Origin of the sequence: Streptomyces sp. NBRC 110028, assembly GCF_001417735.1 — a bacterium.
Classification (GTDB): Bacteria; Actinomycetota; Actinomycetes; order Streptomycetales; family Streptomycetaceae; genus Streptomyces.
In genome coordinates this window covers 85,416-102,493 of sequence record NZ_BBUZ01000029.1, presented here as the reverse complement: position 1 = coordinate 102,493, position 17,078 = coordinate 85,416, and the positions used below count along the sequence as shown (strand labels likewise).

Genomic DNA, 17,078 nt, shown 5'->3' with positions numbered 1-17,078 from the left:
GAAGAGATTCGATGAACGCAGGCAATCCGCCGGGACTCGATCTGACGCGGCTCCGCGCCCATCTCGACCACGAGCGGCCGGGGCTGGTGGGCGGTCCGCTGAGCGCGGAGCTGATCGAGGGCGGCCGGTCGAATCTCACGTACGCCGTCACCGACGGCGCCTCCCGCTGGGTGGTCCGCCGGCCGCCGCTGGGGCATGTGCTGGCCACCGCCCATGACATGCGGCGCGAACACCGGGTCATCAGCGCGCTGTACCCGACCAGCGTGCCGGTGCCGGAGCCGGTGCTGCTGTGCGAGGACGAGGCGGTGGCCGGGGCGCCGTTCTACGTCATGGAGTTCGTGGAGGGACTTCCGTACCGTACGGCCGAGCAGCTGGCCGCGATCGGTCCGGAGCGCACCCGGGGGGTGGTGCTGTCCCTGGTGGACACCCTCGTCGCGCTGCACTCCGTCGATCCCGCCGAGGTCGGGCTCGGTGACTTCGGGCGGCCGGAGGGCTTCCTGGAGCGGCAGCTGCGGCGCTGGGGCAAGCAGCTGGAGGCCTCGCGCAGCCGTGAGCTGCCCGGCATCGACGAGCTGCACACCCGGCTCGCCAAGACACTGCCCGCCTCCCCCGCGCCCACCGTGGTGCACGGCGACTACCGCCTGGACAACGTCCTGGTGGGTGCCGACGACCGGATCAAGGCGATCCTCGACTGGGAGATGTCCACGCTCGGCGATCCGCTGACCGACCTCGGACTGATCGTGATGTACAGCGAGCACCCCACCCTGGACGACGCACCCATCTCCTCCACCCAGGGCGCCCCCGGCCACCCGGCGACGGACGAGCTGATCCAGCGGTACGCCGAGGGCTCGGGCCGGGACGTCGGCGGCATCGCCTGGTACACCGCCTTCGCCTACTTCAAGCTCGCGGTGATCTTGGAGGGCATCCACTACCGCTTCACCCTCGGACAGACCCTGGGCACGGGCTTCGACCGCATCGGCGCGATCGTCCCGGCCTTCATCGACAACGGCCTCACCACCCTCCAGGAGAACTGAGACACCCCATGGACTTCGCATTCGACGCCCGCACCGAAGAACTCCGCGCCAAGCTCCTGACCTTCATGGACGAGCACGTCTACCCGGCCGAGGCGGTCGTGGGCGAGCAGCGCGCCAAGCTCGGCTCGCCCTGGGAGACCCCGGCCGTCGTGGCGGAGCTGAAGGCCGAGGCCCGCAAGCAGGGGCTGTGGAACCTGTTCCTGCCGGACGCCGAGTACGGGGCGGGGCTGACCAACCTCCAGTACGCCCCGCTCGCCGAGATCACCGGCCGCAGCCCCCAGCTCGCCCCCACCGCCCTCAACTGTGCCGCGCCGGACACCGGCAACATGGAGGTGCTCGCCCAGTTCGGAACTGAGCAGCAGCGCGAGCAGTGGCTGGAGCCGCTGCTCGCGGGCGAGATCCGGTCGGCCTTCGCGATGACCGAGCCGGAGGTGGCCTCGTCCGACGCCACCAACATCGAGACCCGGATCGAGCGGGACGGCGACGATTACGTCATCACCGGGCGCAAGTGGTACATCTCCGGGGCGATGAACCCCGACTGCAAGATCTTCATCGTGATGGGCAAGACCGACCCGGAGGGCGCGGACGTGCGCCGCCAGCAGTCGATGGTGCTGGTGCCGCGCGATACGCCCGGGGTCGAGGTGCGGCGGGCGATGACGGTGTACGGCTACGAGGACCACTACCACGGCGGCCACGCCGAGGTCGTCTTCGACCGGGCCCGGGTCCCGGCCGCGAACCTCGTCGGCGAGGAGGGCGGCGGCTTCGCCATCGCCCAGGCCCGGCTGGGCCCCGGCCGTATCCACCACTGCATGCGGCTGATCGGCATGGCCGAGCGGGCGATCGAGCTGATGTGCCGCCGGGCGGTGGCCCGGCAGGCGTTCGGCAAGGCGCTCGCCCAGCAGGGCCAGGTCCACGAGTGGATCGCGGACGCCCGGGTGGCGGTCGAGCAGCTGCGGCTGCTGGTCCTCAAGACGGCCTGGATGATGGACACGGTGGGCAACCGGGAGGCGCACACCGAGATCCAGGCCATCAAGATCGCCACACCGCGGACGGTGGTGGGGATCCTCGACCAGGCGGTGCAGTTGCACGGCGCGGGCGGGGTCAGCCAGGACTTTCCGCTGGCGGAGCTGTGGGCGGCGGCCCGTACGCTGCGGTTGGCCGACGGGCCGGACGAGGTGCACCAGCGGTCGCTGGCGCGGCGGGAGTTGAAGCGGTACCTGTAGCCACGACGGCGAGCGGAGGGGGCGCCCACGGGGTGGGCGCCCCCTCCGCCGCGTTTCCTTTACGGCCGCAGCGCGCGCAACAGGAGGTCGGCCAGGTGGTCGGCCACCTGCTGCGGGCCGAGGGGGCCGCCGGGGCGGTACCAGGTGCCCAGGTGGTGCACGGAGCCGAAGTGGTAGTCGACCACCAGGTCCGCCGGGGTGTCGGCGGTGAAGACCCCGGTCCGCTGGCCCTCCTCGACGAGCGCGCGGAACCGCTCGTGGTAGCGGCGCCGCTCGGCCCGTACCTGCTTGTACTTCTCCGGGCTCAGCTGGTGCATCGACCGGAAGAAGATCGTGGTGTCGTCGAGGTTCTCGATGGTGGTCACCACGACGTCGGCCGCCGCGTCCCGCAGCCGCCGCTCCACGGGAGCGTCCGCGTCCGCGAAGGCGTCCAGCCGTTCCTGCTGGAGGCGGAGCACCCGGCCGTAGATCTCATGGAGCAGATCGTCCTTGGAGCCGAAGTAGTGGTACAGGGCTCCCTTGGTGACCCCCGCCGCCTCGACGATCTCCTGGACGGACGTCCGGTCGAACCCGCGCTCCGCGAAGAGGCGGGTCGCGGCGGCCAGCAGCCGCCGCGGCACCGGCTGTCCGTCACCGTTCGTCGTTCTGGCCATGGTCGCCACCCGCTTCTCTTTCCGTTCTCATCCTCGCAGTTCTCGTCGGAGGATCTTGCCACTGGTCGTCTTCGGGAGCTCGGGCAGGATGTCGACCTCCCGCGGGTACTTGTACGCGGCGAGCCGGTCCGCGCAGTACGCGGCCAGCTCGTCCGGCGTGGCCTCGGCCCCCGGCCGCAGGCTCACATACGCCTTGACCGTTTCGCCCCGGTAGGGGTGCGGCTTGCCGACGACGGCCGCCTCGCGGACGGCGGGGTGAGTGTAGAGCACGTCCTCGACCTCGCGCGGCCACACCTTGAACCCGGAGGCGTTGATCATGTCCTTCTTGCGGTCGACGACATACAGCCAGCCGCCCTCGTCCATGAAGCCGATGTCCCCGGTGCGCAGTTCGCCGCCGGGCATGCCGGCCTCGGTGGCGTCGGGGCGGCGCCAGTAGCCGGGGACGACCATGGGGCCGCTCACCACGATCTCGCCGGGCTCGCCGAACGGCAGGTCCTTGCCGTCGTCACCGGCGATCCGTACGACGGTGTCCGCGCCGGGCACGCCGACCGCCAGGGTGCCGGAGACCGGGTCGACGGGGGCCCGTACGCCGGGCGGGACGCTGGCGCAGGGGGCGGTGCACTCGGTGAGCCCGTAGCCGTTGTGCAGATACGGGCCGAGGGCCGATTCGAACCGGTCGACCAGCGCGGGCGGCAGCGGGGCGCCGCCGGAGGAGATGATCCGGAAGGACGAGAAGTGGTCACGGGTCGCCCGCGGATGGGCCATCAGCGCCATGAAGGCGGTGGAGGGGCCCACGGTGTACGCGGGGCGGGCTTCCGCGAACGCGTCCAGGACGACGCCGGTCTCGAAGCGGTACGCCAGCGCGAGCGTCCCGGCCCCGGCGAGGCTCGCGCCCAGTTCGCAGACCATGCCGGTGATGTGGAACAGCGGCGCCAGCGCGAAGATCACCGAGCCCGGGGGCAGCTCGTGGAGGAGGTGCTGCCGGTCGGCGTTGTAGGAGACATTGACATGGGTGTTGATGGCGCCCTTGGGGGTGCCGCTGGTCCCGGACGTGTAGCTGATCAGCGCGATGTCGCCGGGCGCGGGCTCGGGGACGGCGGGCGGCCGGGCTCCGGCGCGGGCGGCCGCGAGGAGGTCGTCGGTGTCCTCGGGCACGGGGACGCGCTCGTCGCGCAGCACCCGCTCGTCGTCGCGGGTCTGGAAGTCGTACGCGTCGGCGGTGAGCGCGATGCGCACCGGGGTGCCCGCGGCCGTGGCGCGTATGTACGCCTCCCAGCCGGTGCGGGCGCACACCAGCGCGGTGACCTCGGCGTCGTTCAGGATGTGGGCGAGTTCGGCGCCCTTGTACATGGGGTTGACGGGGACCACGGCCGCGCCCGCCTTCCACGCGCCGAGCAGCGCGATCACGAAGTGCGGGGTGTTCTGCAGCATGATCGCGAGCCGGTCGCCGGGGGCGAAGCCGCGCCCGGCGAGGTGGCCCGCGAGCCCGTCCGACAGCTCGTCCAGCTCCCGGTAGGTGACCCGGCCGTCGAAGTAGCGAAGCGCGGGGTGGTCAGGGGAGTCGCGCACGGCCTCCCGGAAGGCGTGCAGCACGCTCGGGCGCGGGGTGATCGGCCGGCGCTGCTTCTCGGTGAGCTGGGCGAGCCACGGCTGGTCCTGGTACGACGTCATCGGGGCGGCCTCTCTTCGGTCTCTTCCAGAGTGCGCTGGACGCGGTTCATGCCCCGCAGCCACCGCTCGGTGTCGGTGGCGCGGGTGGCGTAGTACTCGGCCACCTCCGGGTGCGGCAGGATCAGGAACCGGTTCTCGGCGATGCCCTTGAGCACGGCCTCGGCGACGTCCTCCGGTTCGATCGCGGTGGGCGCGAGCACCAGGTCTCCGGCGGTTCCGGTGTCCGCCAGCATGTTGGTGCGCACGCCCTGCGGGCACACGGCGTGCACCTGGACACCCCGGTGGCGGTAGGTGACGGAGAGCCATTCGGCGAACGCGAGCGCCGCGTGCTTGGAGACGCTGTACGGCGCCGAGCCGACCATGGTGAGCATCCCGGCCGCGGACACGGTGGACACGAAGCGCCCCTCCCCGCGCTCCAGCCAGTCGGGCAGCAGCGCGCGGGCGGCCCGGACATGGGCCATCACGTTGACGTCCCAGGACTGCGCCCACAGCTCCTCGTCGGCCTCGGGGCCGCCGCCGTGGCCGACGCCCGCGTTGGCGCAGAAGATGTCGATGGCGCCGCCCAGCGCGTCCTGGGCGGCGGGCACCACGCCGGAGGCGTCACCGGGGACCGCGGTGCCGCCGATCTCGGCGGCGACGGCCTCCGCCCCGGCCGCGTCGAGGTCGTTGACGACGACCCGCGCGCCCTCGGCGGCGAAGCGGCGGGCCAGGGCGGCGCCGATGCCGCCTCCCGCCCCGGTGACGACAACTCGCGCTCCACGCACGGTTTCCACGATTGAGACGCTCCTCGGGTGCGGCGCGGCCGTCGGCCCGGATCGGCCCGGCCTCACCGGCAGACTAACCAGTCGGTATGTGGAACGGAAGAGGGCGATCGGCCGACCGGTGGATGACCATCGGGGCGCGGCTCACCGGTCGCGCGGGCTCCGGGGGCGCTGGTCGCCGATGACCCGGCGCCAGCGGGCGTTCTCCCCCGCCAGGGCGTTCCACAGCACGTTGAGCGGATGGTGGTCGTCCTGCGCGGCGCGCTCCCCGGCCCGTACGAAGACCCCGACGAGCACTTCCAGCTCCGGCGCGATGTCATCGGCCAGCCGCAGCGTGCGCAGCCCGGCGCCGGTCCGCAGCCGCCCGTCGGCCACCGCGTCGCCGATCCCCTGGGTGACGAGCACCCCGCCGCGCAGCACGCCCGAGGAGAGCAGTTCGAGGCCGTAACTCACGGTGTCGATCTCGGCCGCGATGTGCAGCTCCTGGCGGTAGCGGCCGCCGAACCAGCCGCGCAGGAAGCCGGGGATGAGGCCGTCGGCGGAGACCGCGAGCGGCACCCCGGGCAGGGCGCTCACCGCGACGGCGGGGTCCGGCAGTTCGCCCGCGCCGAGGTTGGTGACCAGGGACAGGCCGCTGCGCCGCCACTGCATCACCTCGAAGTCCTCCAGCCCGCGGTTCCCGCTCCCGGTGGCCAGCACGCTGCCGCAGACCAGGTCGAGTTCCTTGGAGCCGAGCCGGTGGAGCAGGTCCCGGGTGCGGACGTGCTCGACCTTCAGCTCGACGCCGCGGCTCTCGAAGTCCGCGGTGACCACCTCCACGGCGTTCAGCAGAAAGCCGAGGGTGTAGCGGGTGGAGCCGACGGCCAGCCGGCCGCCGAGCCGGCGGCGGCAGTCGCGCAGTTCGTCCTGCCATCCGTCCAGCGTGCCGCGGGCGAGTTCGGCGAGGCTCTCGCCGGTGGCGGTGAAGAGCACATGCCGGCTGCGGCCCCGTTTGAGGACGAGCGGTTCTCCGCACAGGGTGCCGAAGTTCCGGTTCATCGTGTCGAGCTGTTTTTGAACGCTGGACTGCTCGCGGCCCAGGAGCCGGGCGGCGCCCAGCGCCGTACCGGTCTCATGGACCGCGAGCAGTGTGCGGAGTTGATCCATTGTGGTGTCCAGCAGCGCCGCGGGGTACTGCCACCGATCGCTTGAGGACATTTTCGGTCTTCTGCTCCCCCGTACAAGAAAACGCGTCCTGACGTTTCGAAGCATAGTGCAGCGTCTTCGGCGCTATTCCTGGTCCGGACCTGACAGGCATATTCCGGAATTCACGAGGGAAATCGCGAGAAGCACGGGAACTTCAGAGATGACCGGGCAGGTGTTCAGCGGTGGCGGGCGAACTCCACCACTTGTTGGAAGGTGGGACGGTTCTGCCAGCTGATCTTGTCGTGGGTCAGTCCGCCGACCGTGCGCTGGATGATGGAGTCGGCGCACCACTGGTCGCCCGCCGCGCAGTTGTCGTCGCCGGGGTAGACCTCGGTGGCGGGCTTGGCGGCGGCCTGCTTGAGGCCGGCGAGCAGGGCGTCACGGCAGGCGCCCAGGTCGCCGCCGCCGCAGTACGGCTTGGCGAGCGGCCCCTTGACGTCCTCGCCGAGGACCGCGCGCAGGTCCTTGTCGACGTAGGACCACCAGCCGTACTGGAAGGACGATCCGGCGTGCGAACCGGTCGGCCCGTGGCCCGCCGAGGGCGATTCGTCCACGCTCAGATTGGTGCGCAGCGCGTCGTACAGCTCGCCGCCGAGACCGGGCTTGAACTCGGCCTCGACCAGCAGCGGCCACCAGGCGTCCATGATGCGCACCGCGTCGGCGTGGCCGTAGGTGTGCGAGCCCGCGCTCGTCTCGCGGCGCTGTGCGCCGGCCGCCTGCCAGGACTCCAGCCGCTGCACGGCGGTGGTGAGCGCCGGGTCGTCGATCGGCTTGCTGCGCAGCACCTTCAGCAGCTCGGGCAGCACGTCCTCGCCGCGCAGGTCGGTGACGGCGGCCTCGCCCATCGCCCGGGCGAGCGCGGCGCGGGTCACCCCGCCCTTCTTGACCAGGGCGCGCACCCGGTCGTCGAGGAGGTTGCCGCGGTGCACGGAGCCGTTGCCGAAGCCCGCCGCGCTGTAGTCCTTGGCGAGCTTGTTGTTCCAGCTGATGTAGTAGTCCTGGTCGATGGACTGGGGGTGTTCGGCGGCCGGGGTGTACGCGGCGGTGTTGTCCGCCGGGTCGAAGTCCCGCCACTCGTACGCCTTCTCGGCCTTGACGGGCAGCGAGGGGTCGACGCCATCGGCGCGCCGCATGTTGAGCCCGCTGTTGTAGTAGGCGGCCTGCCGGGAGTCGGCGTAGAACCAGTTGAAGGTGTAGTTGATGTGCTGCGCGGCGCTCTGGAAGGACTTCGCGTCGGTCACGTAGCCCGGGTCGTTGAACATCTGGAAGCCGACGATCGAGTCGGCCTCGTGGCGGTAGGTGGCGCGCAGCGAGGTGTAGGCGACGGGTTTGCCGCCGACCGTGGCGCGATGGGTCACGAGCCCGTACTTGGTGCGGTAGACCTGCATCCGGTAGGAGCCCGCCGCGGTGGAGTCGGCGACGGTGGGCTTCCAGGCGTTGCGCCGCTCCAGCTTGTCCATGGGCAGGCAGTCGCCGTGGTAGCGGTAGTACGTCGCGTCCTTGCCCGGCGTGGAGCCGTCCGGTGAGCACAGCTCGACCGCGTAGGTGTCGGTGACGTCCTGCGCGGAGGTGGTGGCGCTCCACGCGTAGTCCTGGCCGCGCCCGAGCTGGACGTACATCCCGACGCCCGCGAAGGAGGCGCCGCGGGCGCTGATGCCGGGGCCCTGGATCTCCTGGAGCATCAGCAGCTGCGGGGCGAAGTAGCCGGTCTGCGGGCCGAAGACGGCGACGGGGTGGCCGCCGGCGGTGTACTTGCCGGAGACCACGAGCGCGTTGGACATGCCCTTCTTGCGGCTGAACAGGTCACGGGGCAGCACCCCGTCGTCGTAGATGCCGCGCAGCTTGTCGAGCTCGGCGGGCGCCTTGACCGCGGTGCGGTCCTCGGCCTTGGCCGGGGTGGCGCTGCCTTCGCGGTCGTACACCAGCTGTTCGGGGGTGACGGAGCCCGGGTCGGGCATCGCGGTGCCCTTGGGCGTAGCGGGCTTGTCCGCGTACGGGAAGCCCTTGCCGTCGTGGACGGTCAGCACGGCCTCGGGGTCGTTGCGCTGCCGGAAGGACTCCCAGACCCTGGTGCCCTCTTCGAGTCCGTACTTCTGCTGGGCGGCGAGCATCGACAGGGCGCCCTCCACCTCGCCGCCGCCGCCGTTGCCGAAGAGGGCGCCGACGACGGAGGCCAGCGCGATCAGGTCGGTGAGCTTGAACGGCTGGATCTCACCGGCGTTGGTGATCGCGTCGATGTGCCCGGTGAGCACGTACTCGCCGGGGAAGTTACGAGCGTCCTTCGCCTTCTTGGCGTAGGCGTTGATCCCGTCGACGTACGCCTGGGCGTCGGCCAGCGCCTGCTTCCCGCGCTCGCCGCCGGTGGCCAGGATGTAGTCGATCTGCGCCTGGTAGTCCGCCTCGGTGTACGGCGCCTGGCGGAAGAAGTCCTGTTCCAGGCCCTGGTTGGCGGGCGCGCCGCCGGCGAACGAGGTCAGCTCGCCGCGCCCCACGTGGCGGAACAGGTCCATCAGCCACAACCGGTCCTGGGCGGCGGCGTATCCGGCGCCGAATTCGGTGCCCTCGCGGGTGGAGCCCTGGATGTGCGGGACACCGGTCTTCTTGTCCCGGGTGATCGTGACGTCGTCGCGGGGCTTGGTGACCGACTCGACCTGGTCGGCCGGGACGCCGAACGACGAGTCGTTGAAGAAGGTGTTCAGCTTGTCGTCGGTGAGCGTCGGATAGCCCTGGGCCAGGTCGCCGTACGGGCCGAGCTGGTCGGCGCTGTGCGCGGGGTGGGTGCCGAACACCCGGTTGGCGAGGATGTCGGCCAGTGTCGCGTTGCCGGTCGCGCCGGGCGGCAGGATGTCGGAACACTGCCCCCCGCAGTAGTCGGTGGCGGCTTGCGCGGCGGGCGCCGCCTGGGCCTCTTGCGGCAGCGGGGCCGCGAACGTGGCGCCGAGCGCCAATACCGCGGCCGCGGCCACCGCGACACGGGTGAGCCTGCCGGTTCTGAAACGCATATCCGCTCCTCCCGGATGCAGTTGAGGGGGAGGTTACCGGCGGTACAACCACCCCGGAAGATGAGCGGCCGTCAACTTCCTTGTTCCGATTGCTTCGCGAGTTTCTGGAAACACGATGGATCCGGATCGCGCTGCGTTACGTCCATTCGACAACGAGTCGGGTCCGCACTCGCGGAGGTGGTAAGAAGTGGCCGGTTTCAGAGCACTCGCACGAGAGGTTCGCAATCCACGCAGACACGTCACCGCCCGGCGCACCTCGCTGCGCAAATGCCTGGAACGGTTCGCGCCGTACGGGCACCGGGCGACCTGGCACCATCTGTGCGCCAGGACCGGGATCATCCCGGAGGACCGTCAGCCTGAACCCACACGTTTGATCACGGCACTCGAAGAACTCGAGGAGGCCCGCACCCTGTGGCTCGCGTACGAGGCGGACTTCGCCGCCCGGCGCAGGCTGGAGAAACACCACGGCATCCGGCAGCCCAGCGCCGTCGACGACTGGCACCTGCGCACCTGGGGCGGCTGCGACATCATGCCGTGCGAATCGCCCTCGACCCACCCCGACGGCCGCCTCGCCGACGTCCTGCGGCGGCTGATCGTGGCCATGGAAGCGGGCCCGGGATCGGCCTGCCCGGTCTGCGCCCAGGAACGGCTGGTCTGGCGCGAGGACCTGCACCGCTATCCCGCGGCCGGACCGGTCTGCGAGGACTGCGGCATCGTGGTGCCGGTCCCGCTGCTCACCACCGAGGCGCTGGCGGCCTCCCGGCGCGCCGGCCGCGCGACGGTGACGCGGTACGCGGCGGCCTGAGGCCCGGCCCCGGGCCGGGGGCGCGCCCGCCGGGACCTGGCGGGCGCGCCGCGAACAGCGCCCCCAGCCTGTGAGGCCACACACAGCGCGTTGACAGGAGCCTGGCCACCCGAGCATGCTGAGCAGTCGCTTAGCCGCATCGCGAGTCGCCCGGAGGCAGCACACATGGCAGAGCCCAGGATCTTCACCTCGCCCGACGAACTGCGCGCCGCGGTCGGCGAGGAACTCGGCCCCACCGACTGGCTGGAGATCGAGCAGAAGCGGATCGACCAGTTCGCCGAGGCGACCGGCGACCACCAGTGGATCCACGTCGACGCCGAGAAGGCCGCCGCCGGCCCCTTCGGCACGACCATCGCCCACGGCTATCTGACCCTGTCCCTGCTGCCGTACTTCAGCCCGCAGCTGCTGCGCGTCGAGGGCGTGCGGATGGGCGTCAACTACGGCAGCAACAAGGTCCGCTTCCCCTCCCCCGTCCCGGTCGGCTCCCGGCTGCGCGCCACGGGCCGCATCGCCGAGGTGGCGGAGGTGAAGGACGGGATCCAGCTGACGCTCACGGTCACCGTCGAGCGCGAGGGCGGCACCAAACCGGCCTGCGTGGCGGAGACGGTGTCCCGCTTCTACCTCTAGGGAGCGCCTTCTACCTCTCGGGAGCGTCTTCTACCCCTGGGGAGCGTCTTCCGCGCCGACCATGCGCAGCACCAGCCCGGCGTAGAGGTCACCGACCTCGTCGGGGGTGCTGCGCCCGCGCGCGTTGAACCAGCGGGCGACGTCGATGCACAGCGACAGCACCGCCACCGTGGTGCCGCGTACATCCGGCACGTCGAAGTCCCCCATCCGCACCCCGTCCTCGATGATCGAGCGCACCGTCGCGTCCGTGTCCCGGCGCATGGCGATGACCTCGGCGTGGTGCTCCTCGCCGAGCGCGCCCAGCTCGTACTGCACGACCCGCGCGGTCGTATGGTGTTCCGCGTGCCACCGCACGAACCCCCGCACCGCGGCGGCCAGCCGCTCGGCGGGCGTCCCGCCCCCGTCCCGCGCCTCCTCCAGGATGTCCAGAGCGAGCCGGTGGCCGACCTTGCTGATCTGGTAGAGCAGTTCTTCCTTGGTCTTGTAGTGGATGTAGAGGGCGGCCGGGCTCATCCCGGCGCGCCCGGCGATGTCCCGCGTGGTGGTGGCGTGATAGCCCCGCTCGGCGAAGGCGTGCACGGCGGCACTCACCAGCCGCCGGGCCGCGTCCGGCGTAATGTCCCCCCACGCCTCGGCCCGTCCCCCGGCGTTCTTGCGCTCCACGTCCATGGCGGACACCCTACACGGAGGGTGAGCAAGCGCTTAGGGCATGGCTCCCGGGCGGGCGTTAGGATCCCCCGCATGTCATCTCAGGTCCAGGTCAACTACCGGAAGTACGACGGATCTCTGCACTGGAACACGCGCATGCGCAGACTGGGTGAGGACGAGTACGGGGTCTGGCTGGGGCTGCCCGCCCACTCGGTGACGCGCAAGGGGTACGGCCCCGAGGTGCCCGTCGAGTGCGCGCACGTGATCCTCCTCCCGCGCGGGACGTGGTGGACCGCGGTGTTCAACGCCCCGCCGCGCCCGACCGAGGTGTACTGCGACATCACCACTCCGGTGGAGTGGGTCTCCCCGGACGAGGTCACCATGGTCGACCTGGACCTGGACGTGCTGCGGAAGCGGGCCGACGGGGCGACGCTGCTGGTGGACGAGGACGAGTTCGCCGAGCACCAGGTGCGGTACGGGTATCCGGCGGACGTCATCGCGCGGGCGGAGGCGGCGGGGCGGTGGCTGATGGAGGCGGTCGGGGGCGGCGCCGAGCCGTTCGGGCAGGCGTACCGGCCGTGGCTGGCGATGGTGGACGGACAGACGGGTTAGAAGACGACCAGCGCCCGGCCTCCGCGTCCCGCGAGCATCGCGTCGAAGGCCGCCGGGATGCCGTCCAGGCCGATCCGCTCGGTCACCATGGCGGACAGGTCGAGCCGTCCCGCGCGGATGTGGCCGGCGAGGACGGGGAGGTCGCGGGCCGGGTCGCTGTTGCCGTAGACGCAGCCGGAGAGGGTGCGGCCGAAGTAGAACAGCTCCAGCGCCGAGAAGGTGACCTGCTGGTCCTTGCCACCGATGCCGACGACGGTCGTCCGGCCGCCGCGGCGGGTGGCGGACCAGGCGGTGCGGATGGTGTCGGCACGGCCGACGCATTCGATGGCGACGTCGGCGCCGTGGCCGCCGGTGAGGGCGCGGATCCGCTTGGCCGTGGCGGCGTCACGGTCGCCGTCACCGTCACCGGTGAGGACGAACTCGGTCGCGCCCGCCGCCCGGGCCAGTGCCTCCTTCTCCGGTGACACGTCCACCGCGACGATCGCCCCCGCGCCCGCGATGCGTGCCGCCTGGAGCGCGGCGAGGCCGACCCCGCCGGCGCCGAAGACGGCGACGGACTCGCCGGGGCGCACCCGCGCGCTGTGGTGGACGGCGCCGTACCCGGTGAGCACCGCGCACCCCAGCAGCGCGGCGTCGGTGAGCGGTACGCCGTCCGGCAGCGGGAGCACGGCGTGCGCCGGTACGACGGTCTCCTCGGCGAACGCGGCCGTGCCAAGACCCGGGTACAGCGCGCTGCCGTCGGCGGCGAGCGTGGCGTACGGCAGCGCCGCGGCGTCCCCGGCCTTGGCACACAGCCAGGGCTCGCCGAGCCCGCAGTAGTGGCATCCGCCGCAGGACGGTGCCCAGTTGAGGATCACTGCGTCGCCCGGGGCGATCCCCGTCACGCCGTCGCCGACCGCCGTGACGGTGCCCGAGCCCTCGTGGCCGAGGACGGCGGGGACGGGCTGGCGGAGCGTTCCGTCGGACAGCGACAGGTCCGAGTGGCACACCCCGGCCGCGGCGAGCCGCACCCGCACGTGTGCCGGTCCGGGGTCGGGGATGTCGATGTCCTGGACGCGGAGCGGCGTGCGGAGGAAGGGGAGGACGGCGGCGCGGGTCATGGTGTGGGCTCCTCGGGGTCGGTGCGGGCCGGGGTTTCCTGCCCCGGCCCGCCCCTCCCCGAAACCGCGCTGCGCCGCGCCCCGGGCCCGCACCCAGGGCCGCGCGCCGCCGGGAGGGTCGCCGCGCCGGGGGCCCGCCGCAGGGGCCGTACGGCTATCGCCGCCGAGGCGAGCAGCAGCACGCCGAGCATGACGAAGGGGGCGGCGGTGCCCGCGAGCCCGGCGAGCAGTCCGGCCGAGGCGGGCGCGGCGACCTGGCCGAGGCGGTTGCCGGTGAGCCGCAGCGCGAGGGCGGTGCTGCGCGCCTGGTCGGGCGCGGCCTGGACGACGGTGGTCATGGACAGCGGCTGGCCGACGCCGAGGCAGAAGCCGAGCGCGGCGAGCAGCACGCCGAGCGCCCAGGCGGGCACCGGCAGGGCGACGGCCGCGCACAGCAGCCCGGCGCCCAGACAGCTGACGGTCATCAGCACGGTGCGGCCCAGCACCCGGATCATCGGGGTCATCACCAGGCGGCAGGCGACGGTGGCGGCGGCCCGCAGGCTGAGCAGCAGGCCGACGACGGCGGGCGGGATGGCGCGCTGTTCGCCGACGACGGGCAGATAAGCGGTGAGGACATCGGTGGCGGACAGCACGGCGAGGCTGATGAAGATGCCGGAGGCGACCCCGCGGGTGCGCAGGATGCGGAACACCGGCACCCGCCGGGCGGGGGACGCCTCGGCGGGCTCCTTCGCCCATCCCGCCGCTCTGTCGAGGCGATGGTGCTCGATCCGCCACAGCGAGCTGAACGAACAGGCCGCGACGACGGCGGCGACGAAGAGCGCGGCGGCGCTGGTACGGGCCAGCGCGCCGTCGTGGCCGGAGACGAGCTGCCCGGCGGCGATCGGGCCGATCAACTGGCCGAGCGAGGCGCCGACGGTGAAGTGGCCGAAGTTGCGGTCCTGGTCGGCCGGGGCGCTCTGACGGGCGACGAGTGACTGCGCACCGATGACGAATGACAGATGACCAAGTCCCATCACCCCACTCCACGCGGCCATGGCGGTCAGCGAGTCCGCCGTACCGCTGAGCCCGCATCCGGCGGCGATGAGCACCACGCCGACCGGCAGCAGCGGAGCGCACCGGCCGTGGTCGGTGCGCCGCCCGAGCGGTACGGCGGCGAACAGCGGCAGCAGCGCGTAGACGCCCGCGATCACCCCGACCGCGCGGGCGTCGGCGCCCAGCGCGAGAGCCCGGTAGGAGACGGCCGGTCTCGCCATGTTCACCGCCCCCTGCGCGAAGGAGAAGGCGATGACCAGGCGCAGCAGCCAGCCCCTACCGGGCTCCGAAATCGTCACGGTCAGATGATGCCGAACGCCAGTCCGGCGGCCAGCACCACCAGGGAGGTGAGCACCGCCCACTTCACCGTGAACCGGGTGTGGTCGCCGAATTCGACCTTGGCCATGCCGACGAGCACGTAGACGGCGGGGACCAGCGGGCTCGACATGTGCAGGGCCTGGCCGACGAGCGAGGCGCGGGCGATCTCCAGTGCGCCGACGCCGTGGGCGTGACCGGCCTCGGCGAGGATCGGCACGATGCCGAAGTAGAAGCCGTCGTTGGACATGAAGTACGTGAGCGGGATGGACAACAGCCCGGTGACCAGGCCCATCTGCGGGCCCATGGCGTCGGGGACGCCGTCCACCAGCCAGCGGGCCATGTGCTCGACCATGCCGGTGCCGGTGAGGACGCCGGTGAAGACGGCCGCGGCGAAGACCATGCCGGAGACGTTGACGACGTTCTCGGCGTGGGCGGCGATCCGGGCCTTCTGGTCGGCGATGCGCGGGAAGTTGACGGTGAGCGCGACCGCGGCGGCCAGCAGGAAGAGGACCGGGATGTCCAGCGTCTCGGTGATCATCAGGACCAGCAGGGTGACGGTGAGCGCCGCGTTGAACCAGTAGAGCTTGGGGCGCAGGGTGGCGCGGTTCGGGTCGAGGCCCTTGAACTCGTCGTCGCCCTCGGCCGGGCCGCTCGCGGGGGCCTCGGCGTCCGTACCGCCCCCGGCGCCGCCGGTGCGCTTGCCCAGGCTGACGCGCTTGCCCGTGCCCTTGCCGCCCTCGGCTCCGGCTCCCGCACCCGCGCCGACGAGCACCGTCTCCGGGTCGCCCGCGGTGACCTCGTCGAGGGTCAGCACGCCGAGGCGCTTGCGCTCGCGCAGCCCGAGGCCGTACGAGAGGGCGAAGACGAAGAGCAGACCGACCGCGAGGGCGGAGATCATCGGGACGAAGATGTCGCTGGCGTCGACCTTGAGCGCGGCGGCGGCGCGGGCGGTGGGACCGCCCCAGGGAAGCGTGTTCATGACACCGTTGGCCATGGCGGCGACACCGGTCATCACGACCAGGCTCATCTTCAGCTTCCGGTAGAGCGGCACCATGGCCGACACCGTGATCATGAAGGTGGTGGAACCGTCGCCGTCGAGGGAGACGATCGCCGCGAGCACCGCGGTGCCGACCACGACCCGCATCGGGTCCGCTTTGCAGAACCGCAGGATGACGCGGACGATCGGGTCGAAGAGGCCGACGTCGATCATCACCCCGAAGTAGATGATCGCGAACATCAGCATGGCCGCGGTGGGCGCCAGATCCCCGACGCCGTCGAGGACGTAGTCCCCGAGGTGCGCCCCCTTCCCGACGAGGACGCAGAAGAGCGCCGGGATGAGCACCAGCGCGCCCATCGGGGACATCTTTTTCATCATGATCAAAACAAGGAATGTTGCGATCATGACGAAACCGAGGATTGTCAGCATGTGGCTACCTCACGTTCGCCTTTGAACTCCCCCAGATTTGGCGGTCGGGGCGACGTTAGGTGGCGCAACTTGGCGTTAACAAGGTCTTGACGTGTGAGCAATAAGCGCAAAACCCCAGGTCAGTCCCCTTGGGCGGCCGGCGCGGCGTAAGCGTGAGGAAAGCGATGACAGTATCGGGGCATGGCTGAGCAGATCATCGCCGCGTGTGACGGGGCGTCGAAGGGGAACCCCGGGCCCGCGGCCTGGGCATGGGTCATCGCCGGGAACGGAAGCGAGGTGGAGCGCTGGGAGGCCGGCCCCCTGGGCACCGCCACCAACAACGTGGCCGAACTGACCGCGCTGCGGGAGCTGCTGGAGGCCACCGACCCGGCCGCGCCGCTGCAGGTGCGGATGGACTCCCAGTACGCGATGAAGGCCGTCACCACCTGGCTGCCCGGGTGGCGGAGGAAGGGCTGGAAGACCGCCTCCGGCTCACCGGTGGCCAACCGGGACCTCGTGGTGCGCATCGACGAACTACTGGACGGCCGCACCGTCGATTTCGTCTACGTTCCCGCGCACCAGGTCGACGGCGACCCCTTCAACGCCGCCGCGGACGCGGCCGCCAGCCACACGGCCCGCACGCAAGCGGCCGCCGGAACCTCGCTCGGCTCCGCCCTGCCCCCGCCGGAGCCTCAGACGGCCCCCCGATCGGCGAGCCGCGGCCGCCCCTCGCGGCCGCGGGCCGCCCGCTCGGGCGGTGGTTCGATCAAGGCCAAGTTCCCCGGCCGCTGCCGCTGCGGCCAGCCGTACGCCAAGGGCGAGCTCATCGCGAAGAACCCCGACGGCTGGGGCCACCCCGCCTGCGCGACGGGAGCCAAGACGGCCGGATAGGCACCGGGCAGGACGCTAGCTTGATCTTTAAGGCGTGTTGCGAAAGGAGCGCCGTCCGCCCGGAGGGCGGGCCCCGCGGCGTCTGGTGCGTGCGATCGCAAGGCGGAGGGT

Annotated in this window: 15 protein-coding genes; 6 read left to right on the top strand and 9 right to left on the bottom strand. The window is 71.8% G+C overall.

Going from position 1 to position 17,078, the window contains the following annotated elements:
* Positions 1–11: 11 nt before the first annotated feature.
* Positions 12–1,034 carry a phosphotransferase family protein gene (locus tag ASC60_RS21115; RefSeq protein WP_055553290.1) on the top strand — a complete coding sequence of 341 codons (1,023 nt, stop codon included), beginning with the start codon at positions 12–14 and terminating at the stop codon, positions 1,032–1,034.
* Positions 1,035–1,042: 8 nt separating this feature from the next.
* Positions 1,043–2,257: an acyl-CoA dehydrogenase family protein gene (locus ASC60_RS21110; RefSeq protein ID WP_055553288.1), complete on the top strand. Its 1,215-nt coding sequence runs from the start codon at positions 1,043–1,045 to the stop codon at positions 2,255–2,257.
* 59 nt (positions 2,258–2,316) lie between these two features.
* On the opposite strand, the gene ASC60_RS21105 is transcribed toward ASC60_RS21110, so the two are convergent.
* From ASC60_RS21105 to ASC60_RS21085, 5 genes are all read right to left on the bottom strand, one after another.
* On the bottom strand, positions 2,317–2,919 hold the full coding sequence (locus ASC60_RS21105) for a TetR/AcrR family transcriptional regulator (RefSeq protein ID WP_079038517.1): 603 nt from the start codon (positions 2,917–2,919) through the stop codon (positions 2,317–2,319).
* Positions 2,920–2,937: 18 nt separating this feature from the next.
* Positions 2,938–4,581, bottom strand: coding sequence for a class I adenylate-forming enzyme family protein (locus ASC60_RS21100; protein ID WP_055553286.1), 1,644 nt, complete (start codon positions 4,579–4,581; stop codon positions 2,938–2,940).
* The gene (locus ASC60_RS21095; protein WP_055553284.1) at positions 4,578–5,354 is read right to left on the bottom strand and encodes an SDR family oxidoreductase; all 777 of its coding nucleotides are present in this window, start codon (positions 5,352–5,354) and stop codon (positions 4,578–4,580) included. The genes ASC60_RS21100 and ASC60_RS21095 overlap by 4 nt, the downstream gene beginning before the upstream one ends.
* A gap of 132 nt (positions 5,355–5,486) precedes the next feature.
* Positions 5,487–6,539 (bottom strand): LysR family transcriptional regulator, encoded by a 1,053-nt coding sequence (locus tag ASC60_RS21090; RefSeq protein WP_055553282.1) that lies wholly within the window; start codon positions 6,537–6,539, stop codon positions 5,487–5,489.
* Between the two features lie 164 nt (positions 6,540–6,703).
* Complete coding sequence (locus ASC60_RS21085; protein WP_055553280.1) at positions 6,704–9,529, bottom strand: penicillin acylase family protein; 2,826 nt, start codon at positions 9,527–9,529, stop codon at positions 6,704–6,706.
* 187 nt (positions 9,530–9,716) lie between these two features.
* Here ASC60_RS21085 and ASC60_RS21080 point away from each other — a divergent pair, with 187 nt between their 5' ends.
* Both ASC60_RS21080 and ASC60_RS21075 read left to right on the top strand, forming a co-directional pair.
* On the top strand, positions 9,717–10,334 hold the full coding sequence (locus ASC60_RS21080) for a hypothetical protein (protein WP_055553278.1): 618 nt from the start codon (positions 9,717–9,719) through the stop codon (positions 10,332–10,334).
* A 165-nt stretch (positions 10,335–10,499) separates the two neighbouring features.
* Positions 10,500–10,961 carry a MaoC family dehydratase gene (locus tag ASC60_RS21075; RefSeq protein WP_055553276.1) on the top strand — a complete coding sequence of 154 codons (462 nt, stop codon included), beginning with the start codon at positions 10,500–10,502 and terminating at the stop codon, positions 10,959–10,961.
* Between the two features lie 30 nt (positions 10,962–10,991).
* On the opposite strand, the gene ASC60_RS21070 is transcribed toward ASC60_RS21075, so the two are convergent.
* Positions 10,992–11,630 carry a TetR/AcrR family transcriptional regulator gene (locus ASC60_RS21070; RefSeq protein ID WP_055553274.1) on the bottom strand — a complete coding sequence of 213 codons (639 nt, stop codon included), beginning with the start codon at positions 11,628–11,630 and terminating at the stop codon, positions 10,992–10,994.
* Between the two features lie 72 nt (positions 11,631–11,702).
* On the opposite strand from ASC60_RS21070, the gene ASC60_RS21065 reads away from it, so the two are divergent.
* The gene (locus ASC60_RS21065) at positions 11,703–12,221 is read left to right on the top strand and encodes a DUF402 domain-containing protein (RefSeq protein ID WP_055553272.1); all 519 of its coding nucleotides are present in this window, start codon (positions 11,703–11,705) and stop codon (positions 12,219–12,221) included.
* Here the strand turns inward: ASC60_RS21065 and ASC60_RS21060 are convergent.
* The 3 genes from ASC60_RS21060 to ASC60_RS21050 form a co-directional block, all read right to left on the bottom strand.
* On the bottom strand, positions 12,218–13,321 hold the full coding sequence (locus tag ASC60_RS21060; RefSeq protein ID WP_055553270.1) for a Zn-dependent alcohol dehydrogenase: 1,104 nt from the start codon (positions 13,319–13,321) through the stop codon (positions 12,218–12,220). The genes ASC60_RS21065 and ASC60_RS21060 overlap by 4 nt on opposite strands.
* Complete coding sequence (locus ASC60_RS21055) at positions 13,318–14,574, bottom strand: MFS transporter (RefSeq protein WP_370592951.1); 1,257 nt, start codon at positions 14,572–14,574, stop codon at positions 13,318–13,320. The genes ASC60_RS21060 and ASC60_RS21055 overlap by 4 nt, the downstream gene beginning before the upstream one ends.
* A gap of 80 nt (positions 14,575–14,654) precedes the next feature.
* Positions 14,655–16,097 carry a CitMHS family transporter gene (locus ASC60_RS21050; protein ID WP_055553267.1) on the bottom strand — a complete coding sequence of 481 codons (1,443 nt, stop codon included), beginning with the start codon at positions 16,095–16,097 and terminating at the stop codon, positions 14,655–14,657.
* A gap of 180 nt (positions 16,098–16,277) precedes the next feature.
* On the opposite strand from ASC60_RS21050, the gene ASC60_RS21045 reads away from it, so the two are divergent.
* Positions 16,278–16,967 carry a ribonuclease H gene (locus ASC60_RS21045; RefSeq protein WP_055553265.1) on the top strand — a complete coding sequence of 230 codons (690 nt, stop codon included), beginning with the start codon at positions 16,278–16,280 and terminating at the stop codon, positions 16,965–16,967.
* Positions 16,968–17,078 lie beyond the last annotated feature (111 nt).

Bases quoted from the DNA above. Each gene is read 5' to 3' on its own strand.
- ASC60_RS21085 (WP_055553280.1), bottom strand. From the start codon at position 9,529: ATGCGTTTCAGAACCGGCAGGCTCACCCGTGTCGCGGTGGCCGCGGCC.
- ASC60_RS21055 (WP_370592951.1), bottom strand. From the start codon at position 14,574: ATGGCGAGACCGGCCGTCTCCTACCGGGCTCTCGCGCTGGGCGCCGAC.
- ASC60_RS21065 (WP_055553272.1), top strand. From the start codon at position 11,703: ATGTCATCTCAGGTCCAGGTCAACTACCGGAAGTACGACGGATCTCTG.
- ASC60_RS21060 (WP_055553270.1), bottom strand. From the start codon at position 13,321: ATGACCCGCGCCGCCGTCCTCCCCTTCCTCCGCACGCCGCTCCGCGTC.
- ASC60_RS21110 (WP_055553288.1), top strand. From the start codon at position 1,043: ATGGACTTCGCATTCGACGCCCGCACCGAAGAACTCCGCGCCAAGCTC.
- ASC60_RS21050 (WP_055553267.1), bottom strand. From the start codon at position 16,097: ATGCTGACAATCCTCGGTTTCGTCATGATCGCAACATTCCTTGTTTTG.
- ASC60_RS21070 (WP_055553274.1), bottom strand. From the start codon at position 11,630: ATGGACGTGGAGCGCAAGAACGCCGGGGGACGGGCCGAGGCGTGGGGG.
- ASC60_RS21100 (WP_055553286.1), bottom strand. From the start codon at position 4,581: ATGACGTCGTACCAGGACCAGCCGTGGCTCGCCCAGCTCACCGAGAAG.
- ASC60_RS21090 (WP_055553282.1), bottom strand. From the start codon at position 6,539: ATGTCCTCAAGCGATCGGTGGCAGTACCCCGCGGCGCTGCTGGACACC.
- ASC60_RS21045 (WP_055553265.1), top strand. From the start codon at position 16,278: ATGGCTGAGCAGATCATCGCCGCGTGTGACGGGGCGTCGAAGGGGAAC.
- ASC60_RS21075 (WP_055553276.1), top strand. From the start codon at position 10,500: ATGGCAGAGCCCAGGATCTTCACCTCGCCCGACGAACTGCGCGCCGCG.
- ASC60_RS21115 (WP_055553290.1), top strand. From the start codon at position 12: ATGAACGCAGGCAATCCGCCGGGACTCGATCTGACGCGGCTCCGCGCC.